General features: G+C 67.2%; 20 protein-coding genes. 9 read left to right on the forward strand and 11 right to left on the reverse strand.

Going from position 1 to position 18,687, the window contains the following annotated elements; genetic code table 11:
• Positions 1-25: 25 nt before the first annotated feature.
• Positions 26-718: an MliC family protein gene (locus M1L61_RS10165; protein WP_126559864.1), complete on the forward strand. Its 693-nt coding sequence runs from the start codon at positions 26-28 to the stop codon at positions 716-718.
• A 164-nt stretch (positions 719-882) separates the two neighbouring features.
• On the opposite strand, the gene yeiP is transcribed toward M1L61_RS10165, so the two are convergent.
• The 5 genes from yeiP to M1L61_RS10190 all read right to left on the reverse strand — a co-directional run bounded on the left by yeiP (position 883) and on the right by M1L61_RS10190 (position 4,454).
• Positions 883-1,449: an elongation factor P-like protein YeiP gene (gene yeiP, locus M1L61_RS10170; protein ID WP_248854689.1), complete on the reverse strand. Its 567-nt coding sequence runs from the start codon at positions 1,447-1,449 to the stop codon at positions 883-885.
• A 48-nt stretch (positions 1,450-1,497) separates the two neighbouring features.
• Positions 1,498-2,268: an SDR family oxidoreductase gene (locus M1L61_RS10175; RefSeq protein ID WP_043399005.1), complete on the reverse strand. Its 771-nt coding sequence runs from the start codon at positions 2,266-2,268 to the stop codon at positions 1,498-1,500.
• A 100-nt stretch (positions 2,269-2,368) separates the two neighbouring features.
• Entirely contained in the window at positions 2,369-3,265 is an 897-nt protein-coding gene (locus M1L61_RS10180; protein ID WP_248854690.1) for a hydroxymethylglutaryl-CoA lyase, read from the reverse strand.
• Positions 3,262-3,663 carry a VOC family protein gene (locus M1L61_RS10185; protein ID WP_197579392.1) on the reverse strand — a complete coding sequence of 134 codons (402 nt, stop codon included), beginning with the start codon at positions 3,661-3,663 and terminating at the stop codon, positions 3,262-3,264. The genes M1L61_RS10180 and M1L61_RS10185 overlap by 4 nt, the downstream gene beginning before the upstream one ends.
• Positions 3,664-3,665: 2 nt before the next feature.
• Positions 3,666-4,454 (reverse strand): enoyl-CoA hydratase/isomerase family protein, encoded by a 789-nt coding sequence (locus M1L61_RS10190; RefSeq protein WP_248854691.1) that lies wholly within the window; start codon positions 4,452-4,454, stop codon positions 3,666-3,668.
• Between the two features lie 119 nt (positions 4,455-4,573).
• Between M1L61_RS10190 and M1L61_RS10195 the strand changes: the two genes are divergently transcribed.
• The 3 genes from M1L61_RS10195 to M1L61_RS10205 are packed head-to-tail and all read left to right on the forward strand — an operon-like array spanning position 4,574 to position 6,944.
• A complete protein-coding gene (locus M1L61_RS10195; protein ID WP_005409473.1) occupies positions 4,574-4,828 on the forward strand; it encodes a FeoA family protein in 255 nt (84 codons plus the stop codon).
• Positions 4,825-6,690 carry a ferrous iron transporter B gene (locus M1L61_RS10200; RefSeq protein ID WP_049481564.1) on the forward strand — a complete coding sequence of 622 codons (1,866 nt, stop codon included), beginning with the start codon at positions 4,825-4,827 and terminating at the stop codon, positions 6,688-6,690. Before M1L61_RS10195 ends, M1L61_RS10200 begins: the two co-directional genes overlap by 4 nt.
• The gene (locus tag M1L61_RS10205; RefSeq protein ID WP_010482530.1) at positions 6,690-6,944 is read left to right on the forward strand and encodes a DUF6587 family protein; all 255 of its coding nucleotides are present in this window, start codon (positions 6,690-6,692) and stop codon (positions 6,942-6,944) included. Before M1L61_RS10200 ends, M1L61_RS10205 begins: the two co-directional genes overlap by 1 nt.
• Positions 6,945-7,023: 79 nt before the next feature.
• Here M1L61_RS10205 and M1L61_RS10210 read toward each other — a convergent pair whose 3' ends face one another.
• The 4 genes from M1L61_RS10210 to M1L61_RS10225 all read right to left on the reverse strand — a co-directional run bounded on the left by M1L61_RS10210 (position 7,024) and on the right by M1L61_RS10225 (position 9,418).
• Positions 7,024-7,485, reverse strand: coding sequence for a DUF4304 domain-containing protein (locus M1L61_RS10210; protein WP_053442947.1), 462 nt, complete (start codon positions 7,483-7,485; stop codon positions 7,024-7,026).
• 116 nt (positions 7,486-7,601) lie between these two features.
• Positions 7,602-8,183, reverse strand: a complete 582-nt coding sequence (locus M1L61_RS10215) for an NAD(P)H-dependent oxidoreductase (protein ID WP_248854692.1) — start codon at positions 8,181-8,183, stop codon at positions 7,602-7,604.
• Positions 8,184-8,238: 55 nt separating this feature from the next.
• On the reverse strand, positions 8,239-8,634 hold the full coding sequence (locus M1L61_RS10220; RefSeq protein WP_049409020.1) for a MerR family transcriptional regulator: 396 nt from the start codon (positions 8,632-8,634) through the stop codon (positions 8,239-8,241).
• Between the two features lie 4 nt (positions 8,635-8,638).
• Positions 8,639-9,418 (reverse strand): 3-oxoacyl-ACP reductase, encoded by a 780-nt coding sequence (locus M1L61_RS10225; protein ID WP_197601781.1) that lies wholly within the window; start codon positions 9,416-9,418, stop codon positions 8,639-8,641.
• 72 nt (positions 9,419-9,490) lie between these two features.
• Here M1L61_RS10225 and dapB point away from each other — a divergent pair, with 72 nt between their 5' ends.
• The 5 genes from dapB to M1L61_RS10250 all read left to right on the forward strand — a co-directional run bounded on the left by dapB (position 9,491) and on the right by M1L61_RS10250 (position 16,427).
• Complete coding sequence (dapB, locus tag M1L61_RS10230) at positions 9,491-10,219, forward strand: 4-hydroxy-tetrahydrodipicolinate reductase (protein WP_248854693.1); 729 nt, start codon at positions 9,491-9,493, stop codon at positions 10,217-10,219.
• A 289-nt stretch (positions 10,220-10,508) separates the two neighbouring features.
• A complete protein-coding gene (gene carA, locus M1L61_RS10235; protein ID WP_010482524.1) occupies positions 10,509-11,636 on the forward strand; it encodes a glutamine-hydrolyzing carbamoyl-phosphate synthase small subunit in 1,128 nt (375 codons plus the stop codon).
• A gap of 150 nt (positions 11,637-11,786) precedes the next feature.
• Entirely contained in the window at positions 11,787-15,029 is a 3,243-nt protein-coding gene (carB, locus tag M1L61_RS10240) for a carbamoyl-phosphate synthase large subunit (protein WP_248854694.1), read from the forward strand.
• Between the two features lie 8 nt (positions 15,030-15,037).
• A complete protein-coding gene (gene greA, locus M1L61_RS10245; RefSeq protein ID WP_170272484.1) occupies positions 15,038-15,502 on the forward strand; it encodes a transcription elongation factor GreA in 465 nt (154 codons plus the stop codon).
• A gap of 4 nt (positions 15,503-15,506) precedes the next feature.
• Entirely contained in the window at positions 15,507-16,427 is a 921-nt protein-coding gene (locus tag M1L61_RS10250) for a phosphoglycerate mutase (protein ID WP_248854695.1), read from the forward strand.
• A gap of 38 nt (positions 16,428-16,465) precedes the next feature.
• On the opposite strand, the gene M1L61_RS10255 is transcribed toward M1L61_RS10250, so the two are convergent.
• On the reverse strand, positions 16,466-17,485 hold the full coding sequence (locus M1L61_RS10255) for a DUF1176 domain-containing protein (RefSeq protein WP_248854776.1): 1,020 nt from the start codon (positions 17,483-17,485) through the stop codon (positions 16,466-16,468).
• A gap of 51 nt (positions 17,486-17,536) precedes the next feature.
• Positions 17,537-18,580, reverse strand: coding sequence for a DUF1176 domain-containing protein (locus M1L61_RS10260; protein ID WP_248854696.1), 1,044 nt, complete (start codon positions 18,578-18,580; stop codon positions 17,537-17,539).
• Positions 18,581-18,687 lie beyond the last annotated feature (107 nt).

Raw genomic sequence — 18,687 nt, forward strand, 5'->3', positions numbered from 1 at the left:
TGTAGTGTCGACAAGGAGTCGAGCCATGCGTGTAGTTCCCAGTCTGTTGGCAGCCTCCCTCGGGGTGGTGCTGGCTGCGTGCCAGCCGGCCCAGGCACCCGCTGCGGGCGGCAATGACACCCCGCCTGCCACGCCGCAGCCAAGTGCCAGCACCGAAGGTGGCAGCGAGACCACCTACCAGTGTGGGGATCTCAGCGTGCGCGCGACCTTCACTGGCGAGGATACGGCCACGGTGGTGATCGGCGAGCGCACCTTTGCCATGACCTCCGAACGCGCGGCGTCCGGCGCCAAGTATGGCGATGGCCAGGGCAACAGCTTCTGGACCAGGGGCAGCGATGACGGCCTGCTGAGCCTGAAGGGCGAGGCGGACCGCGAGTGCCATGCGGTCGAAGCCACTGAAGGCGATGGCAGCGCCGGCAATGCTGCGTTCCGTGCCACCGGCAATGAGCCCGGCTGGCTGGCAGTTGTCGACGGCGACACGCCGGGCTTGCAGGTGGAAGTGGATTATGGTGAGCGTCGCTTCGATGTCGCCAAGCCCACCGAAGGTGCTGATGGCTGGAGTGGCAAGGCATCCGATGGCACCGACGTCAAGCTCAGCTTCCAGCGCACCACCTGCCAGGACGACATGAGTGGCGAGGCGTTCGAGGCCAAGGTGATGCTGACTGTCGGCACGCGCCAGTACCACGGCTGTGGCAATTTCGGCGCGAAGCAGCCGTAAGCCCTCTGTAGAGCCGAGCCCACGCTCGGCTGCGTTGTGCTCTGCACAGGCACTGCAGCTGAGCGTGGGCTCGGCTCTACACCACTGCTATCAACGATGCGCTGCTTGCTGCCTGCGGCGAACACGCCGCAGGCAGGGACAGGCAGCCGATCAGCGCAAGGCGCTTAGTCGGCATGGCCAGCGAATTCGCCGGTGGCGGTGTTCACCAGCACGCGTTCGCCGTTGACGATGTACTCCGGCACCATGATCTCGATGCCGGTGTTGAGCTTGGCCGGCTTCGGGCGCTTGGTGGCGGTGCCACCCTTCAGTTCCGGCGGGGTTTCGATCACTTCCAGCACCACCGAGGCCGGCAGCTGGATCGCCACCGGCTGCTCGTCGATCACCTGCACGTAGATGCCGGTCAGGCCGTCGGTGATGTAGCCGGCGTCATCGCCGATCACGTCCGCGTCCAGGGTGTAGGGGGTGTAGTCCTCGTCATCGAGGAACACGAAGGCATCGCCATCCTTGTACGAATAGGTGGACTGGCGGCGCAGCAGTTCGACCTCGACCAGGTTGTCGTCGGCATCGAAGCTGGCGTCGAGCTTGTTGCCGCCCGGCACGCTGTACATGATGAAGCGGAAGCGGACGTTGCCGCCGCGACCCTGCGGCGAGCTGCGTTCGATGTCGCGGATCTGGTACACGCCGTTGTTGTACTCGACGACGTTGCCCTTCTTGATGTCGTTGGCTTTCATGGTGATCTAGGTCGTTGGGGGAGGGCGCCGTCCCGGCGCCCGGGGGAATCACTTCGGAGCGAGGCGGGTAGCGCCGTCCAGGCGGATGGTCTCGCCGTTGAGGTAGGTGTTGCCAAGGATGAAGCCGACCAGGCTGGCGAAGTCTTCCGGCTTGCCCAGACGCGACGGGAACGGGATCGAGGCGGCCAGCGACTGCTGCACGGCCTCGGGCATGCCATCGACCATCGGCGTCCAGAACACGCCCGGGGCGATGGTGTTGACGCGGATGCCAAAGCGCGACAGTTCGCGCGCCATCGGCAGCGTCATCGAGACCACGCCGCCCTTGCTGGCGGCATACGCGGCCTGGCCGATCTGGCCTTCATAGGCAGCGATGCTGGCGGTGTTGATGATCACGCCGCGCTCGCCGTCGGTACCGGCTTCGTTGTGCTGCATGCGATTGGCCGCGGCCTTGGCGACGTTGAAGCTGCCGACCAGGTTGACCATCACCGTGCCCTGGAAGCCAGCCAGCGGCATCGGGCCTTCCTTGCCCAGCACGCGGCCGGCGCCGAGGATGCCGGCACAGTTCATCGCCACGTTCAGGCCGCCGAGGAAGTCGTGGGCCTGGTCGATGGCCGCAGCCACGGCCGCCTCATCGCTGACGTTGACGTTGAAGTAGCGGGCCTTGTCGGCACCCAGCCCGGCAACGGCGGCTGCACCCTTGTCGTCGTTGAGGTCGAACAGGGCCACCTTGCCGCCCTGGGCGACGAGGTGCTGGGCCACGGCCAGGCCGAGGCCGGAGACGCCGCCAGTGATCACGGCACGTACGGAAGACAGCTGCATTGAACGGTCCTGCAGGTTCGAGAACCGCCGATTCTAACGGAAGCCGCGACCGCCGCTGTTGTGCACTGCGCCGCCTTTGCGGGGCGGCGCCGTGCGGTGGTCACCCGGTGGCGGCCAGCGCCTGCCCGGTGCGGCTGGCGGTGGCGCGTCCGAGCAGGCCGGCCAGCCAGCGGCCGGTCTCGGCCAGGGCCGGCAGGTCCACGCCGCTGTCCAGGCCCAGGCCCTGCAGCAGGTAGACCACGTCTTCGCTGGCGACGTTGCCGCTGGCGCCCTTCGCATACGGGCAGCCACCGGCGCCGGAGACGGCACTGTCGACCACACGCACGCCTTCTTCCAGGCAGGTGGCGATGTTGGCGATGGCCTGGCCATAGGTGTCGTGGAAGTGCACGGCCAGCGCCGCCATCGGGATCTCGGCGGCCACCGCCTGCAGCATCGCCCGTGCCTTGCGCGGGGTGCCGACGCCGATGGTGTCGCCCAGCGAGATTTCGTAACAGCCCATCTGGTGCAGGGCGCGCGCCACCCGCACCACGTCGGCCAGCGGCACCTCGCCCTGGTAAGGACAGCCGAGCACGGTGGAGACGTAGCCGCGCACGCGCACGCCATCGGCGGCGGCACGGCGCAGGATGGGCTCGAACCGCGCCAGCGACTCATCGATGCCGGCATTGGTGTTGGTGCGGTTGAACGCCTCGGACGCAGCGGTGAACACCGCCACTTCCTCCACGCCCACTGCCCGGGCGCGGTCGTAGCCCTGTTCGTTCGGTACCAGCACCGGGTAGTGGATGCCCGGCCGGCGCTGGATGCCGGCATAGACCTCGGCGGCGTCGGCCAGCTGCGGGATCCACTTCGGGCTGACGAAGCTGGTCGCCTCGATGCTGCGCAGGCCGGTAGCCGACAGGCGGTTGATCAGTTCGATCTTGTCGGCGGTGGATACCGACTGCTTTTCGTTCTGCAGGCCGTCACGCGGGCCGACCTCGACGATGCGGACGTAATCGTTCATGCGGCCTCCCCGGTGGCGGGGCGGTGGCAGACCGCCTCGATGTTGTTGCCATCCGGGTCGAGCACGAAGGCGCCGTAGTAGTCGGGGTGGTACCACGGGCGCAGGCCCGGGGCGCCGTTGTCGCGGCCGCCGGCGGCGAGGGCGGCGGCATGGAAGGCGTCCACCTGGGCGCGGCTGGCGCAGGCAAAGGCCACGTGTACGCCGTGGCTGGCAGTGCCGCCATTGCCAAGCCAGAAGAACGGCTTGCCGTCGCTGCCGAAGCCGATGTGGTCGTGGGCGCCAGTCTGTTCGGCGGTCACTTCCATCACCACGCCGATCTGCAGCGGCGCCAGCGCCTGCAGGAAGAAGGTCTTGCTGCGCGCCAGGTCGGCGCTGGTCAAACCAAGATGATCGAGCATGTTCAGGCTTCCGTGACCCAATGGGGGGCGCGCTTGTCGAGGAAGGCGCCCAGGCCCTCCTGGCCCTCGGCGGACACCCGCAGGCGCGCGATCAGGGCCGCATTATCGCGATCCAGGGCGTCGCGGTCATGGCTGTCGCGGACCTGGCGCACCAGCTGCTTGGCGGTGGACGAGGCGATCGGGCCGGCCTTGTCGAGCAGGGCCAGCTGGCGTTGCACGGCCTCGTCCAGGCGTTCAGGCTCGAACAGTTGGTGGACCAGGCCGATGCGCAGCGCGGTGTCGGCGTCGAAATGCTCGCCGGTGGCGAACCAGCGGCGAGCCTGGCGGGGGCCGATGGCCTCGATCACATAGGGCGAGATCACCGCCGGCAGCAGGCCGAGGCGGCTTTCGGTCAGGCCGAAGCGGGCCGAGGTGCTGGCGATGGCGATGTCGCAGCAGGCGACCAGGCCGACGCCGCCGCCGAAGGCCGCGCCATGGACCCGGGCCAGGGTCGGCTTGGGCAGCTCGTCCAGGGTGCGCATCAGCCGGGCCAGGGCCAGCGAGTCCTCGCGGTTATCGGCTTCGCTGGCCGCAGCCATGCCGCGCATCCACTGCATGTCGGCGCCGGCCGAGAAGGAGGCGCCGTGGCCGGCCACTACCACCGCGCGCACCGAATCATCGTGGCCGGCGGCCTCCAGTGCGGCGGTCAGCCGGGCGATCAGCCCGGCGTCAAAGGCGTTGTGCAGCTCCGGCCGGTTCAGCCAGAGGGTGAGGACGGCGCCGCTGCGCTCGATCTGCAAAGCATCGTTCATGGGATTCCAGGGTCACTCCATACCTGTATGGATCATAGCGGGCCATTGGTCATGGGCCATGACGCGACGCGGGAATGTTAGAATCGAGAACCATTTACATCCAGCAGAGAACACGCTAGATGACGCTGTCCGAACTGCCGCTGCACACCTCGGCCGTGGTCGAGTCCGTGCAGGACCTGCATGCCAACGATGCCATCGCCCGTCGCCTGCGCGAGCTGGGTTTCGTGAAGGGCGAGGAAGTACGCCTGGTGGCCAAGGGCCCGGTGGGGGGAGAGCCGCTGCTGGTGCAGGTCGGGTTCACCCGTTTCGCGCTGCGGATCAGTGAAGCCAAGCGGGTCGTGGTCGACGCCGCCAGCCAGGAACGACGCGCATGACTGCTACTGCCACTACCGCCCCCCTGCGCGTTGCGCTGGTCGGTAACCCCAACAGCGGCAAGACCGCTCTGTTCAACCAGCTGACCGGCAGCCGGCAGAAGGTTGCCAACTACACCGGCGTCACCGTCGAGCGCAAGGAAGGCCGCCTGCGTGCGCCGTCCGGCCGCGAGTTCGCGGTACTCGACCTTCCGGGGGCCTACAGCCTGCATCCGGCCAGCCTGGACGAGGCGATCACCCGTGACCTGTGCCGGGGCTTCTATCCGGGCGAAGCCGCGCCGGATGTGCTGCTGTGCGTGATCGACGCCACCAACCTGCGCCTGCACCTGCGTTTCGCGCTGGAACTGCGCGAGCTGGGCAAGCCGATGGTGGTGGCGCTGAACATGGTCGATGCGGCCCAGCGCCGCGGCATCCAGGTGGACGTGGCCGCGCTGGAGCGCGAGCTGGGCGTGCCGGTGGTGGAGACCGTGGCGGTGCGCAAGCAAGGCGCCAAGGCCCTGGTCGAGCGCCTCGATGCGATGGTGCCGCACCTGGATGCACCGGTGCCGGGCCCGGAAGGTGGCATCGACTACCATGCCAAGGTGCGCGAGATCCTGTCGGTCGCCGTGCGGATGCCAGCGCGGACCGCGAAGATCGACGACGCGCTGGACCGCTGGCTGCTGCACCCGGTGTTCGGCCTGGTCAGCCTGGCGGTGGTGATGTTCCTGATCTTCCAGGCGGTGTACGCCTGGGCGACGCCGTTGATGGACGGCATCGAAGCCGGCTTTGCCTGGCTGGGCGAGTTTGTCGGCAGCGTGCTGCCGGAAGGTCCGCTGGCCAGCCTGCTGACCGACGGCATCATCGCTGGTGTCGGTGGCGTGGTGGTGTTCCTGCCGCAGATCCTGATCCTGTTCTTCTTCATCCTCGTGCTGGAGGAGTCCGGTTACCTGCCGCGCGCGGCGTTCCTGCTCGACCGCATGATGGCCGCCGCCGGGTTGTCCGGCCGCTCGTTCATCCCGCTGCTGTCCAGCTTTGCCTGCGCAGTGCCGGGCATCATGTCCACGCGCAGCATCCAGGACCCACGTGACCGCCTGGCCACGATCCTGGTGGCGCCGTTGATGACCTGTTCCGCACGCTTGCCGGTGTACGCGCTGCTGATTGGTGCGTTCATTCCGCAGAAGACGGTGTGGGGCGTGTTCAACCAGCAGGGGCTGGTCCTGTTCGGCCTGTACGCCGCCGGTATCCTCAGCGCGCTGGCGATGTCGTGGATCATGAAGAAGTGGCGTCGCGACAAGAGTGAGCATCCGCTGATGCTGGAGCTGCCGTCTTACCGCCTGCCGCATGCGCGCGACCTGGCCGTGGGCCTGTACGAGCGTGGCATGATCTTCCTCAAGCGCGTCGGTGGCATCATCCTGGCGCTGACCATCCTGCTGTGGGTGCTGCTGTCGTTCCCGGCGGCTCCCGCTGGCGCCACGATGCCGGCCATCGACTACAGCTACGCCGGCCAGATCGGCCATGCGATGGCCGTGTTCTTCGCGCCGCTGGGCTTCAACTGGCAGATCTGCATCGCACTGATCCCGGGCCTGGCCGCGCGCGAAGTGGCGGTATCGTCGCTGGCCACGGTCTACGCGCTGTCCGCGGCCGATGACGATGCCGCCAGCCAGGCGCTGACCCCACTGATCAGCGACGGCTGGTCGCTGGCGACCGCGCTGTCGCTGCTGGTCTGGTACATCTACGCCCCGATGTGCATCTCGACGCTGGCCACCATCAAGCGTGAGACCAATTCGTGGAAGCAGATGGGCTTCGCCGCGTTCTACCTGTTCGCCGCGGCGTATGTGGCTGCGCTGATCACCTACCAGGTGACCAAGGCGCTGGGAGGCGGCTGATGGATACCGGCCTGCTGATCCAGTACCTGATCATCGCGGTGGCCGTGCTGGTCAGTGCCTGGGTGGTGCTGAAGAAGCAATTCCCGGGCACCGTGCGCACGCTGCGCGGGGCCTTGGCGCTGGCCCTGCTGAAGCCGGGTCGCCCCGGCTGGATGCAGGCGCTGGGGCGGAAGATCGCGCCGCCGGCGACTGGAGGTGGTGGTGCCTGTGGTGGTTGTGACAGCTGCGGGCCAACTCCACCGAAGCAGCACTGACGCTGCTTTTCCTGCGCTGGTGGGTGCGAACCCTGGTTCGCACGCTTGCGGGGTTCATTCCACGCATGGCGTGGATCTACTAGACCTCTTTGCGGATGATCGCCCGGAAGCGACCATCCTGATTCAATCGCCGCACCGATTCCCGGTTTCCATGGCTGGCCGCGAAGCCGGCCACGTCGGCAAGGGCAAAGAGCAGCAGGCCTTTCAGCGCGTCGCGGTTGCCGGCCTGCAGCAGATCTTCAAGATCCTGCTGGATGAAGGTCCGGCGCAGGCCTGGCGTCTCTTCGATCCGCCAGTCGACATGGGGCGTGGGAATGCTGGAGCGGTACCTGAAGGCCGTTTCAAGATCGTCAGGCGCGAGCGGATACTCGAGCAGCTCTGGAAAGTAGAGTCCAGCATTCACATAGAAGCCCCGGCTTTCGTTGGCGCGTTGGTGATTCACGACAAGCAGGGCGGCATCCAGCAAGCGGTAGCGGGTCGTAGACGTTCCGGCAAAGCCGGTCTTCCTGGCGCACTTGCTGAAGACGGTCGAGGATTTCATGGGCTTTGCCTGGGCCGGAAGAGGGCGCACAGCCTTGAGGCGCAGTGCCTGGCGGTCAATTGGCAAACGCGACATCCGGAACACTGGCCAGCATTTCATCCACGCATGGCGTGGATCTACCGGGCGCGTGAGCCCAGCTCTGCTGCCAGCGCCAGCCACCGATTGCGTTGCTCCGGCGAGCTGCTGCGTACCGCACCGAGGCGGCTGACACGCACCGGGCGGATGCCGCAGAACTGCAGGATGGTGGCGCGGATCTGGCTGATGCCCGGGGCGCGGTAGATCCAGCGGTAATACCAGGGCGGCGTGTCCAGGGTGGTGATCACCCGTGCGCTGCGTCCGGCCAGCAGCCGGTCCCACCACACCGAATCGCGCCGGTAGCGGAAGGCGTACCCCGGCAGCAGCACGCGATCGAAGAAGCCCTTCAACAGCGCCGGCATCCCGCCCCACCAGGTGGGATAGACCAGCACCAGATGATCGCAGGCTTCAATCGCGTCGGCGGCGTCCTGCAGATCCGCTTCCAGCGGCTGGATCTGGCGGTACCCGTGGCGCAGCACCGGGTCGTATTCAAGGTCGCCCAGTGCGATCAGGCGCACCCGGTGGCCGGCATTCTCGGCGGCGGTGGCGTAGCGCTGGGCGAGGGCGCCGCACAGGCTGTCGCGGTCGGGATGGCCGAGCAGGATCAGGACGGAACGGGACACGGCAACCTCGGGCAATGGAAAGTGCGCGAGGTTGGGGTCTGCCCCAGGGGCAGAGTCAAACCGGGGTGGTGCAGCCGCTGGGATCCAGGATGCAGTCGCCGCTGCCGGAGTGCAGCCACTGCTGCAGTTCGGCGCTGACCTGCTGCAGGGCGAGCTCGACCTGCGCCAGCCGAGCCCGTTCGCTGGCAATGCGTGTGCGCTGCTGTTCCAGCAAGGCCAGCACCGCAGGCCAGTCGAGCCGTCCGTCGCGGCGCTGCAGGCGCGAGATCGCGGCCAGGCTGATGCCCAGCCCCAGTGCCTGTCGGATCAGCTGCACCCAGGCCACGTCCTGTTCGCTGTAGTCGCGATAGCGGTTCAGGCGTGGCACCGGCGGCAGCAGTCCGCGCGCCTCGTACAGGCGGATGGCCTTGGCGCTGGCACCGGTCAGGCGGCTGACTTCGGAGATGCGCATCGGCTCAGTCCCGCACCAGCCCGCCATCGACCACCAGATTCTGGCCGGTCACCGCACGCGACCACGGGCTGGCGAAGAACAGCGCGGCATCGGCGAACTCGGTCGGCGTTGTGACGCTGCGCAGCGGGGTGTTCGCAGCGATGTAGTCGAACACCGCTTCAGGCGTAGCGGCACTGGCATCGGTGGTGCGCAGCAGGCCGCCGGACAGCATGTTTACCGTGATGCCATGCGGGCCGAGGTCGCCGGCCAGGGTGCGGGTCAGCGACAGCAGTGCGGCCTTGGCGGCGGTGTAGTCGTGGTAGGGCACCACCGGGTTCTGGAACAGGTTGGTGCCGATGTTGATCACGCGGCCGAAGCGGCGGGCCTGCATGCCGGGCAGGGCGGCCTGCACGGTGTTCAGCGCGCCGCGCACGCTGCCCTCGAACTGCGCCTGGAAGGCCGGCCAGCCGATATCGGCGGCGCCGTCGCGGGCATCGCCATTGAACGAGAACGCCGCCAGCGCGTTGTTGACCACGGTTGTCACGCCTTGCCCGAAGTGGGCCAGTGCCTGCTGCAGCATCGCATCGACCTGGCCGCGGTCGGTGACGTCGGCCGGCAGTGCGATCGCCTGTCCGCCCAGCTCGGCAGCCAGGGCACGTGCGGCGCCTTCGCTGCGGTGGTAATTGACGATGACGCGCGCGCCCTGTGCGGCGAAGGCGCGGGCGATGTGCTGGCCAAGGCCGCGGCCGGCGCCGGTGACCAGCACCAGCTGTTCGCTGATCTGCATGAGGGAGCTGCCATCCATTGCATGAAAGGGCATGCAGCGTAGCAGCGATGGCGCTTGCCGGAGCGGGCGTGCTGCCGCTAGCCTGCAGGCATGAACCAGACTCCCCTGCGATTGCTCATTCACGGTGCCTCCGGGCGCATGGGCCAGGCCCTGCTGCGGCTGGCCGCCGAACATCCCGAAACCCTGCAGATCGTGGCCGCAGTGGCCGGCCGTGCGCCGGCGCAGCGCGTGGTCGACGGCGTGCCGTTCTTCGGTGCCAGCGAACTGCCCGGCGCGCCGGTGTTCGACGTGGCGATCGACTTCAGCCTGCCGGAGGGTTTCGACCCGATGCTGGCGTTGTGCGTGGAGCGGGGTGCCGGGCTGGTGTCGGGCACCACCGGGATCTCCAGCACGCAGCGCCAGGCGCTGGACGCGGCGGCTGCGAAGATCCCTCTGGTCTGGGCCTCGAATTTCAGCCTGGGCGTGGCGGTGCTGGACGAACTGGTCGAGCGCGCGGCGCAGGCGTTGGCCGGCTGGGACTGCGACATTGTCGAATCGCACCACACCCAGAAGAAGGATGCGCCTTCGGGCACCGCGCTGACCCTGGGTGCTGCCGCGCAGCGGGGCGGGGCGGAGCCGCGCTATGCCAGCCTGCGTGCCGGTGACATCGTCGGTGAGCATCTGGTCCAGTTCACCGGGCTGGGCGAGCGCATCGAACTGGTGCACCGGGCCACCAACCGCGACATCTTCGCCCGCGGCGCCCTGTTCGCCGCCCGCCAGCTGCACGGCCGCGCGCCGGGCAGCTACCGGGTGCGCGATCTGCTGGACGGGCCGCGTTAACCGGTAGCGCCGGGCCGTGCCCGGCGTCGGTGTCGGTTCCGCCGGGCATGGCCCGGCGCTACCAGCGGGCGCCGCATACGCCGCCGGATTGAAATGAATACGCAATCGCCTGTTCATGAAGCGCGATAACCGCTGGCGCGAGCGCCCCGGCAGCGCTACAATTCGCACTCGCCGAATCACGAAAGCCGGACCGGTCCCAGACCGTACGTCCGCGCTTTTTTGCAACCGGATTTCCGTGAAGCGCAGGCGTGACTTCGGCAGCCCCCTCGGTAGCCAAAGTGAGATTCCCGTGACCCAAGCCGCAATCCTCGTCCTCGAAGACGGCACCGTATTCGAGGGCGAATCCGTAGGCGCGCCCGGCCTGTCCGTCGGTGAGGTGGTGTTCAACACCGCCATGACCGGCTACCAGGAAGTGCTGACCGACCCGTCCTACGCCCGGCAGATGGTCACGCTGACCTATCCGCATATCGGTAACACCGGCATGACCGACCAGGACAATGAAGCGTCCAAGGTGTGGTCGGCCGGCCTGATCGTGCGCGACGTTCCCCGCCGTCCCAGCAACTGGCGCAGCCAGGTGTCGCTGCAGGACTGGCTGATCCAGCGCGGCGTGGTCGCCATCGCCGGCATCGACACCCGCAAGCTGACCCGCATCCTGCGCGAGAAGGGCGCGCAGAACGGTGCACTGATGGCCGGCGACATCGACGTGGAAAAGGCACTGGAAGCCGCCCGCAAGTTCCCGGGGCTGAAGGGCATGGATCTGGCCAAGGTTGTCACTACCGAGAAGACCTACACCTGGACCGAGGGCCAGCTCGACCTGGATGCCAACGCCTTCGTCAGCGTGCCGTCCCGGTTCAAGGTCGTGGCTTACGACTTCGGCGTGAAGACCAACATCCTGCGCATGCTGGCCGAGCGTGGCTGCGAAGTGACTGTGGTACCGGCGCAGACTCCGGCCGCCGAAGTGCTGGCGCTGAAGCCGGACGGCGTGTTCCTGTCCAATGGCCCGGGTGACCCGGAACCGTGCGACTACGCCATCGAAGCGATCAAGACCTTCATCGACGTGAAGATCCCGACCTTCGGCATCTGCCTGGGCCACCAGTTGCTGGGCCTGGCCTCGGGCGCGCAGACCATGAAGATGGGCCACGGCCACCACGGTGCCAACCACCCGGTGCAGGACCTGGACAGCGGCCGGGTGATGATCACCTCGCAGAACCACGGCTTCGCGATCGATGAAGCGACCCTGCCGCCGACCCTGCGCGTGACCCACCGTTCGCTGTTCGACGGCACCAACCAGGGCGTGGCCCGCACCGACGTGCCGGCGTTCTCGTTCCAGGGCCACCCGGAAGCGTCGCCGGGCCCGACCGACGTCGGTCCGTTGTTCGACCGCTTCGTGGTGCTGATGGAGCAGGCCAAGGCGTGATCAGTACGCCGCCGGCCCCCCGGTGGCGTCGCGATGGACCGTAAGCCGCCGCATCGCTGCTGCCCCCGGCGCGGCGCTGCGGATCAAGATTCCTGATCGACAGCGTGCGATCACTCCCCCTTGTCACGCTGTACTGACTTAGAGAAGAAAATGCCCAAGCGCACTGACCTCAAGACCATCCTCATCATCGGTGCTGGCCCGATCGTCATCGGCCAGGCCTGCGAGTTCGACTACTCCGGCGCCCAGGCCTGCAAGGCCCTGCGTGACGAGGGTTACCGCGTGGTGCTGGTCAACAGCAACCCGGCCACGATCATGACCGACCCGGAGATGGCCGACGCCGTCTACATCGAACCGATCAACTGGCAGACGGTCGAGAAGATCATCGCCAAGGAAAAGCCCGACGCGCTGCTGCCGACCATGGGTGGCCAGACCGCGCTGAACTGCGCGCTGGACCTGGCCGACAACGGCGTGCTGGAGAAGTACAACGTCGAACTGATCGGCGCCAAGCGCGAAGCGATCCGCATGGCCGAAGACCGCGAGCTGTTCCGCGTGGCCATGGGTGAGATCGGCCTGGAATGCCCGACCGCCGCCGTCGCCCACACCCTGGACGAAGCGCTGGAGATCCAGACCCGTGTCGGCTACCCGACCATCATCCGCCCCAGCTTCACCCTGGGCGGCAGCGGTGGCGGCATTGCCTACAACCGTGAAGAGCTGGTCGAGATCGTCAGCCGCGGCCTGGAACTGTCGCCGACCACCGAAGTGCTGGTGGAAGAGTCGGTGCTGGGCTGGAAGGAATTCGAGATGGAAGTGGTCCGCGATACTGCGGACAACTGCATCATCGTCTGCTCGATCGAAAACCTGGACCCGATGGGCGTGCACACCGGTGACTCGATCACCGTGGCGCCGGCGCAGACCCTGACCGACAAGGAATACCAGCGCCTGCGCGATGCCTCCATCGCCGTGCTGCGCAAGATCGGCGTCGATACCGGTGGCTCGAACGTGCAGTTCGGTATCAACCCGAAGACCGGCCGTGTGGTCGTCATCGAGATGAATCCGCGTGTGTCGCGTTCCTCGGCGCTGGCTTCCAAGGCCACCGGCTTCCCGATCGCCAAGGTCGCCGCCAAGCTGGCCGTGGGCTACACCCTGGACGAACTGAAGAACGAGATCACCGGTGGCCTGACCCCGGCCTCGTTCGAACCGTCCATCGACTACGTCGTCACCAAGATCCCGCGCTTCGCCTTCGAGAAGTTCCCGGCCGCCGACGCTCGCCTGACCACCCAGATGAAGTCGGTGGGCGAGGTGATGGCGATGGGCCGTACCTTCCAGGAATCGGTGCAGAAGGCCCTGCGTGGCCTGGAAACCGGCAAGGTTGGCTTCGACCCCACCGGCCTGGACCTGGCCAACGAGGAAGACCTGCAGACCCTGCGTCGCGAGCTGAAGGCGCCGGGCCCGGAGCGCCTGTTCTTCGTCGCCGATGCGTTCCGTGCTGGCATGAGCGTTGAAGAGATCTACGCACTGTCGTTCATCGATCATTGGTTCCTGGACCAGATCGAGGAAATCATTGCCGCGGAGGCCGCCGTCGCCGTCGATGGCATCGACGCGCTGGACGCTGCGCGCCTGCGCAAGCTGAAGCGTGCCGGTTTCTCCGACGCCCGCCTGGCGCAGTTGACCGGCACCAATGAGGCGGCCATCCGCGCGCTGCGCCGTGCGCACAAGGTGCGCCCGGTCTACAAGCGCGTGGACTCCTGCGCCGGTGAGTTCTCCACCGGCACTGCCTACCTGTACTCGACCTACGAGGACGAGTGCGAGGCCGCACCGAGCAACCGCGACAAGATCATGATCCTGGGCGGAGGCCCGAACCGCATCGGCCAGGGCATCGAGTTCGACTACTGCTGCGTGCACGCGGCACTGGCGCTGCGCGAGGATGGTTATGAAACCATCATGGTCAACTGCAACCCGGAAACCGTGTCGACCGACTACGACACCTCCGATCGCCTGTACTTCGAACCGCTGACCCTGGAAGACGTGCTGGAAATCGTCGAGCTGGAACAGCCGAAGGGCGTGATCGTGCAGTACGGCGGCCAGACCCCGCTGAAGCTGGCGCGAGCGCTGGAAGCCAACGGCGTGCCGGTGATCGGCACCAGCCCGGACTCCATCGACCTGGCCGAAGACCGCGAGCGCTTCCAGCAGCTGGTCGACAAGCTGGGCCTGAAGCAGCCGCCGAACCGTATCGCCCGCAACGACCAGGAAGCCCTGCTGCTGGCCCGTGAGATCGGCTACCCGCTGGTGGTGCGCCCGAGCTACGTGCTGGGCGGCCGTGCGATGGAAATCGTCTACGGCGAAGCCGACCTGGCCCGCTACGTGCGCGACGCGGTGAAGGTGTCCAACGATTCGCCGGTGCTGCTGGACCGCTTCCTCGACAACGCCGTTGAGTGCGACGTCGACATCATTGCCGACAAGGATGGCAACGTCCTGATCGGTGGCGTGATGGAGCACATCGAAGAAGCCGGCGTGCACTCGGGCGATTCCTCGTGCTCGCTGCCGCCGTACTCGCTGTCGGCGGAAACCCAGGCCGAGCTGCGCCGCCAGGTGGTGGAGCTGGCCAAGGCCCTGAACGTGGTCGGCCTGATGAACACCCAGTTCGCGATCCAGACCAGCGACGAAGGTGCCGACACCATCTACCTGCTGGAAGTGAACCCGCGTGCCTCGCGCACCGTGCCGTTCGTGTCCAAGGCCACCGGCATGCCGCTGGCGAAGATCGCCGCCCGTTGCATGGCTGGCAAGAGCCTGGCCGAGCAGGGCGCGACCAAGGAAATCGTGCCGGACTACTACTCGGTGAAGGAAGCGATCTTCCCGTTCGCCAAGTTCCAGGGCGTCGACCCGATCCTCGGGCCGGAGATGCGCTCCACCGGTGAGGTGATGGGCGTCGGCCGTACCTTCAACGCCGCTTTTGCGCGTGCGCAGGAAGCCGGTGGCATCAAGGCGCCGCCGGTCGGCAAGGCCTTCGTTTCGGTGCGCGATCCGGACAAGAAGCGCGTGCTGCCGGTGGCCAAGGCCCTGCTGGCGCGTGGTTACAGCCTGGTCGCGACCCGTGGCACCGCCGCATGGCTGCAGCAGCACGGCATGGACTGCGAGATCATCAACAAGGTGGTCGAAGGCCGTCCGCACATCGTCGACTCGATCAAGAACGGCGAGATCGTCTACATCGTCAACACGACCGAAGGTCGTTCGGCGATCAACGACTCGTTCTCGATCCGTCGCGAGGCGCTGCAGCATCGCGTCACCTACTCGACCACCATTGCCGGCGCCAAGGCGCTGGTGGATTCACTGGAATTCCGCGGCACCGGCCCCGTCTGGTCGCTGCAGGAGCTGCACAAGGAGTTGAATGCATGAGAGCCCCCATCACGATGAAGGGCGCGCAGCGTCTGCGCGATGAACTGGATCACCTGAAGTCGGTCAAGCGCCCGAAGGTGATCGCCGCGATCGCCGAAGCGCGTGAGCACGGCGACCTGAAGGAGAACGCCGAGTACCACGCTGCGCGCGAGGAACAGGGCTTCATCGAAGGCCGCATCAAGCAGCTGGAAGGTGAGCTGTCGCACGCCGAGATCATCGACGTGAGCAAGCTCAACGCCGGCTCCAAGGTGGTGTTCGGCGCCAGCGTGACGCTGGCTGACGTGGAAACCGACGAAGAGAAGAAATACCAGATCGTTGGTGACCTGGAAGCGGACATCAAGCTGGGCCTGATCGCGATTTCCTCGCCGGTGGCGCGCGCGATGATCGGCAAGCTGGAAGGCGATTCGATCGTGATCGACGCCCCGGCCGGCCAGCGCGAGTACGAGATCGTCAGCGTCAGCTACGTGGACTGACCACGTGGCGACGGCGACCCTGCTGTTGCCGGCACGCAGCCGCTTTGCCGCGGCTGCGCTGCCTGATGACGTGGCGCGCGCCCTGGGCCGCGCCAACGTCTCGCAGTTCGAAGCCGGCGAGCGGGCACAGCTGCAGCGCCATTTCACCGTCGCCGCGCCACACTGGCCGGTGGCCGCACTGAGCCGCCAGCGCGACGTCGGCGATGCGGCGGGCGCGTGCTGGCTGCGTGCCGACCCGGCCTGCATGGTGCCGGACATGCATGGCGCACGGATGATGGCTTACGGCGAGACGCTGCGGCCGACCCTGGCGGACTGCCTGGCCCTGTTGCCGGTGCTGCAGCCGCTGTTTGCCGATGCCGGATTCGTGCTCGACGCACCGGATCCTTCGCGCTGGTACCTGCGGCTTCCGATCGACCTGGCGTTGCCTGACTTCGACAGCCCGGATGAGGTGCTCGGCGATGACCTGTTCTCGCACCTGCCGGCAGGCGAGGGCGGCCGTCGTTGGCGGGCGCTGATGACCGAGGCACAGGTGCTGCTGCACAACCATTCCTGGAACCAGCAGCGCGCCGCGCAGGGACAACAGCCGATCAATTCACTGTGGTTCTGGGGCGGTGGCGTGATGCCGGTGTCGGTCGGCACGCCGCACGCACAGGTGCGCAGCCGCGATGCGCTGCTGCAGGGTCTGGCCCTGGCTGCGGGCGTTGCCGCGGATGGCGAGCAGTCGGTGGATGCATTGGTGGATCTGCGCCAGCTGCGCTCTTTGCAGCAGCTGGGCAATGATGCGATCCGTCCGCTGCTGGCCGCGCTCAAGCGTGGCGAACTACAGCGGCTGGTGCTCGATTTCGAGGACGGCCTGCAGTTCCAGCTGGACCGTGGACAGCGCTGGCAGTTCTGGAAAAAGCCGCGCCAGCTTCACGATGCCTGAAGCATCCAGGTAGCGCCGGGCCATGCCCGGCGGGTGCCCTAGCGGAACTCCGAAACGTAGGTCGGCAGCTGCCAGGTGGAGGCGCCAGAGCCACTGCAGGTGCCGCCGACGTATTCCATGGCCAGCTGCATCCGCTGCCCATCCCACGACCAGTAGCGCCCGGTTTCGCAGCGATCCTGGTCGGTCTCCACGGTTTCCTCGAGAAAGACCGCCTCGGGCGAGCGCGCAAAGAGTGCGCCCTGGGTAATGAATACGGGATTGAACGGTGCCTGGTCGTTGATCACCCACGTGCCCGCCGGCACGTTGAGCGCCTGGGTGTGGCAGACAACAGAGGCGAGCAGGTGATGATCGTCCAATCGCTGGATGGCGATGGAATGCGGCGCGGTCTGCTGCACATCCGGGGCGCATGCCCAGTCGACCTTGCTGCTGGGCTGAAGCAGACGGCGCAGGTCCTCGGGGTCCTCCAGGTGTACGTCTTCCTCATGCGGCTCGACCGCCATGGATGGCGTGGCAAGCTGTGGCTTCGGGAGGGCGGGTGGCACGCGCGACTCCGGTCTATGCCCTCGTCTCACCAGCGCGCCAGGCGTCTCCAGGCGCTGCTGGAACTGATCCATCTTCAGCATCAGCGCGGCTGCGCCGGATGCGGAGAGCGACCATGCCTGGCCCTTGCTGTCGGTGACGCTGATGGGTGAATGCTCGATGAGGGCTGCACTGAACGCCTGCACCTGGGCCGGTGTCAGCGTTGCATGCTCCGTCGCCGACTCCAGTATGCCGATGCTGCCGGCGGGCGTTCCATCCAACCGCAATTGCAGTTCGCCGGTAGGGGACTGTGCCTGCGCTTCGGGATCGTCAACGCTGTCGCGGGCGAGTGTCAGCCGGATCTCCACCGCGGCTCCGGGGCCGCCATTGCGCTCGATCAGCGCGGCCAGCCTCAGCGGCGCCAGTGCGCCGACACCGGCGAGACGACAAGTGCGCGTGTTGTCGCAGGCCATGAACCAGTCGCCATCGGCGAACGATCCGCCCACCGCATCCGTGACCGAAGCAGCCGAAGGCATCATCAGCAAACCCAGCAGGAACAGGGGCGCCTGCAGTAGAGAAGGAGCGCCCATTCAACGCACCTCGCTGAGCAGGGTTGGCAGCATCCAGTGCCCGCCCGGCATGCCACGGCACAGGCCGGTACTGAACGCACTGCTGGGCTGGAATCTGTGGCCATCCCATACCCAGTCCGAACCGGAAACGCAGTCGCCGATACCGCGGCCCTTGTAGCGCGCGTAGAGCGTGCGTTCGCCGCGCGAGAAGCCCTCTGCTTCCATCGTGACCGTCTGCGGGGCGAACGGGGGCTGGTCGCGCGCGATCCAGAAGCCATTGCTGTAGTTGTACGCGCCCATCTGGCACAGCGCCTGCACCAGTACGTGGTGCTCGTCCAGCCGCTCGATCACCATTTCCGGGGTGCCCGTGTACTCGATCATGCGCGGACAGTCGTCACTGTCGCCGAGCGTGGCGATCAGCGCGTCGCGCAGCGCTTCGCTGCTTCCCAGTTCGCTGTCTCCAGGGTGTGGGGCCACCAGTGCCGCGCTCACGATCACCGGCTTGGCGTGCGCAGCCGGCACGCTCGTTTCGGCATGCGTGCCACGCCGCACCAGGGCGCCGGGTGTTCCGATCCGCCCTTGTGCCTCGTCCATTTTCAGCAGTACGGCGGCAGCCCCACGGTCGGAAATCGGCCAGCGGGTGCCGTTGTTGTCGATGACCTCGATGCGGGCCTGGCCGGGCAGGGCCGCCAGCAGGGCTTCCACCTGCGCGGGCCGCAGCGTCACGGCCTCGTCGGCACCGGTGTCCTGCACCGGGCCCAGATCACGGCCGTTCACATGCAGGCGCATCGCTCCCTCAGGCATTGCGCTTTGGCCATCCTCGCCCACCCGCAGCCGCGCCTTTACTGCCGTACCGGGACCGCCGGCACGTTCCAACATCAGGCCCAGCAGGCTGTCTGCGTTCTCGGGGCCATAACCCGCGGCACGGCAGGTACCGGTGTTGTCGCAGGCCAGGAACCAGTCGTGGTGCACGAACTCGATACCGGCTGTGACCGGCGTGTTTGCGGCATGGCTGGCGAGCGGCAGCAACAGGCCGACAATCAGTGCGGACAACGGGCGATACATGGCGAATTCCGTTTCAGAAGCGAACAAGCATGGGCGATCGCCACCTCTGCGCCAAGCCCGGGAAGAGCCCGGCAAGCCGGGCGGGGTATCATGCCCGGGTCTTCCGT

The sequence above is a fragment of the Stenotrophomonas sp. NY11291 genome, assembly GCF_023277365.1.
GTDB lineage: Bacteria > Pseudomonadota > Gammaproteobacteria > Xanthomonadales > Xanthomonadaceae > Stenotrophomonas > Stenotrophomonas geniculata.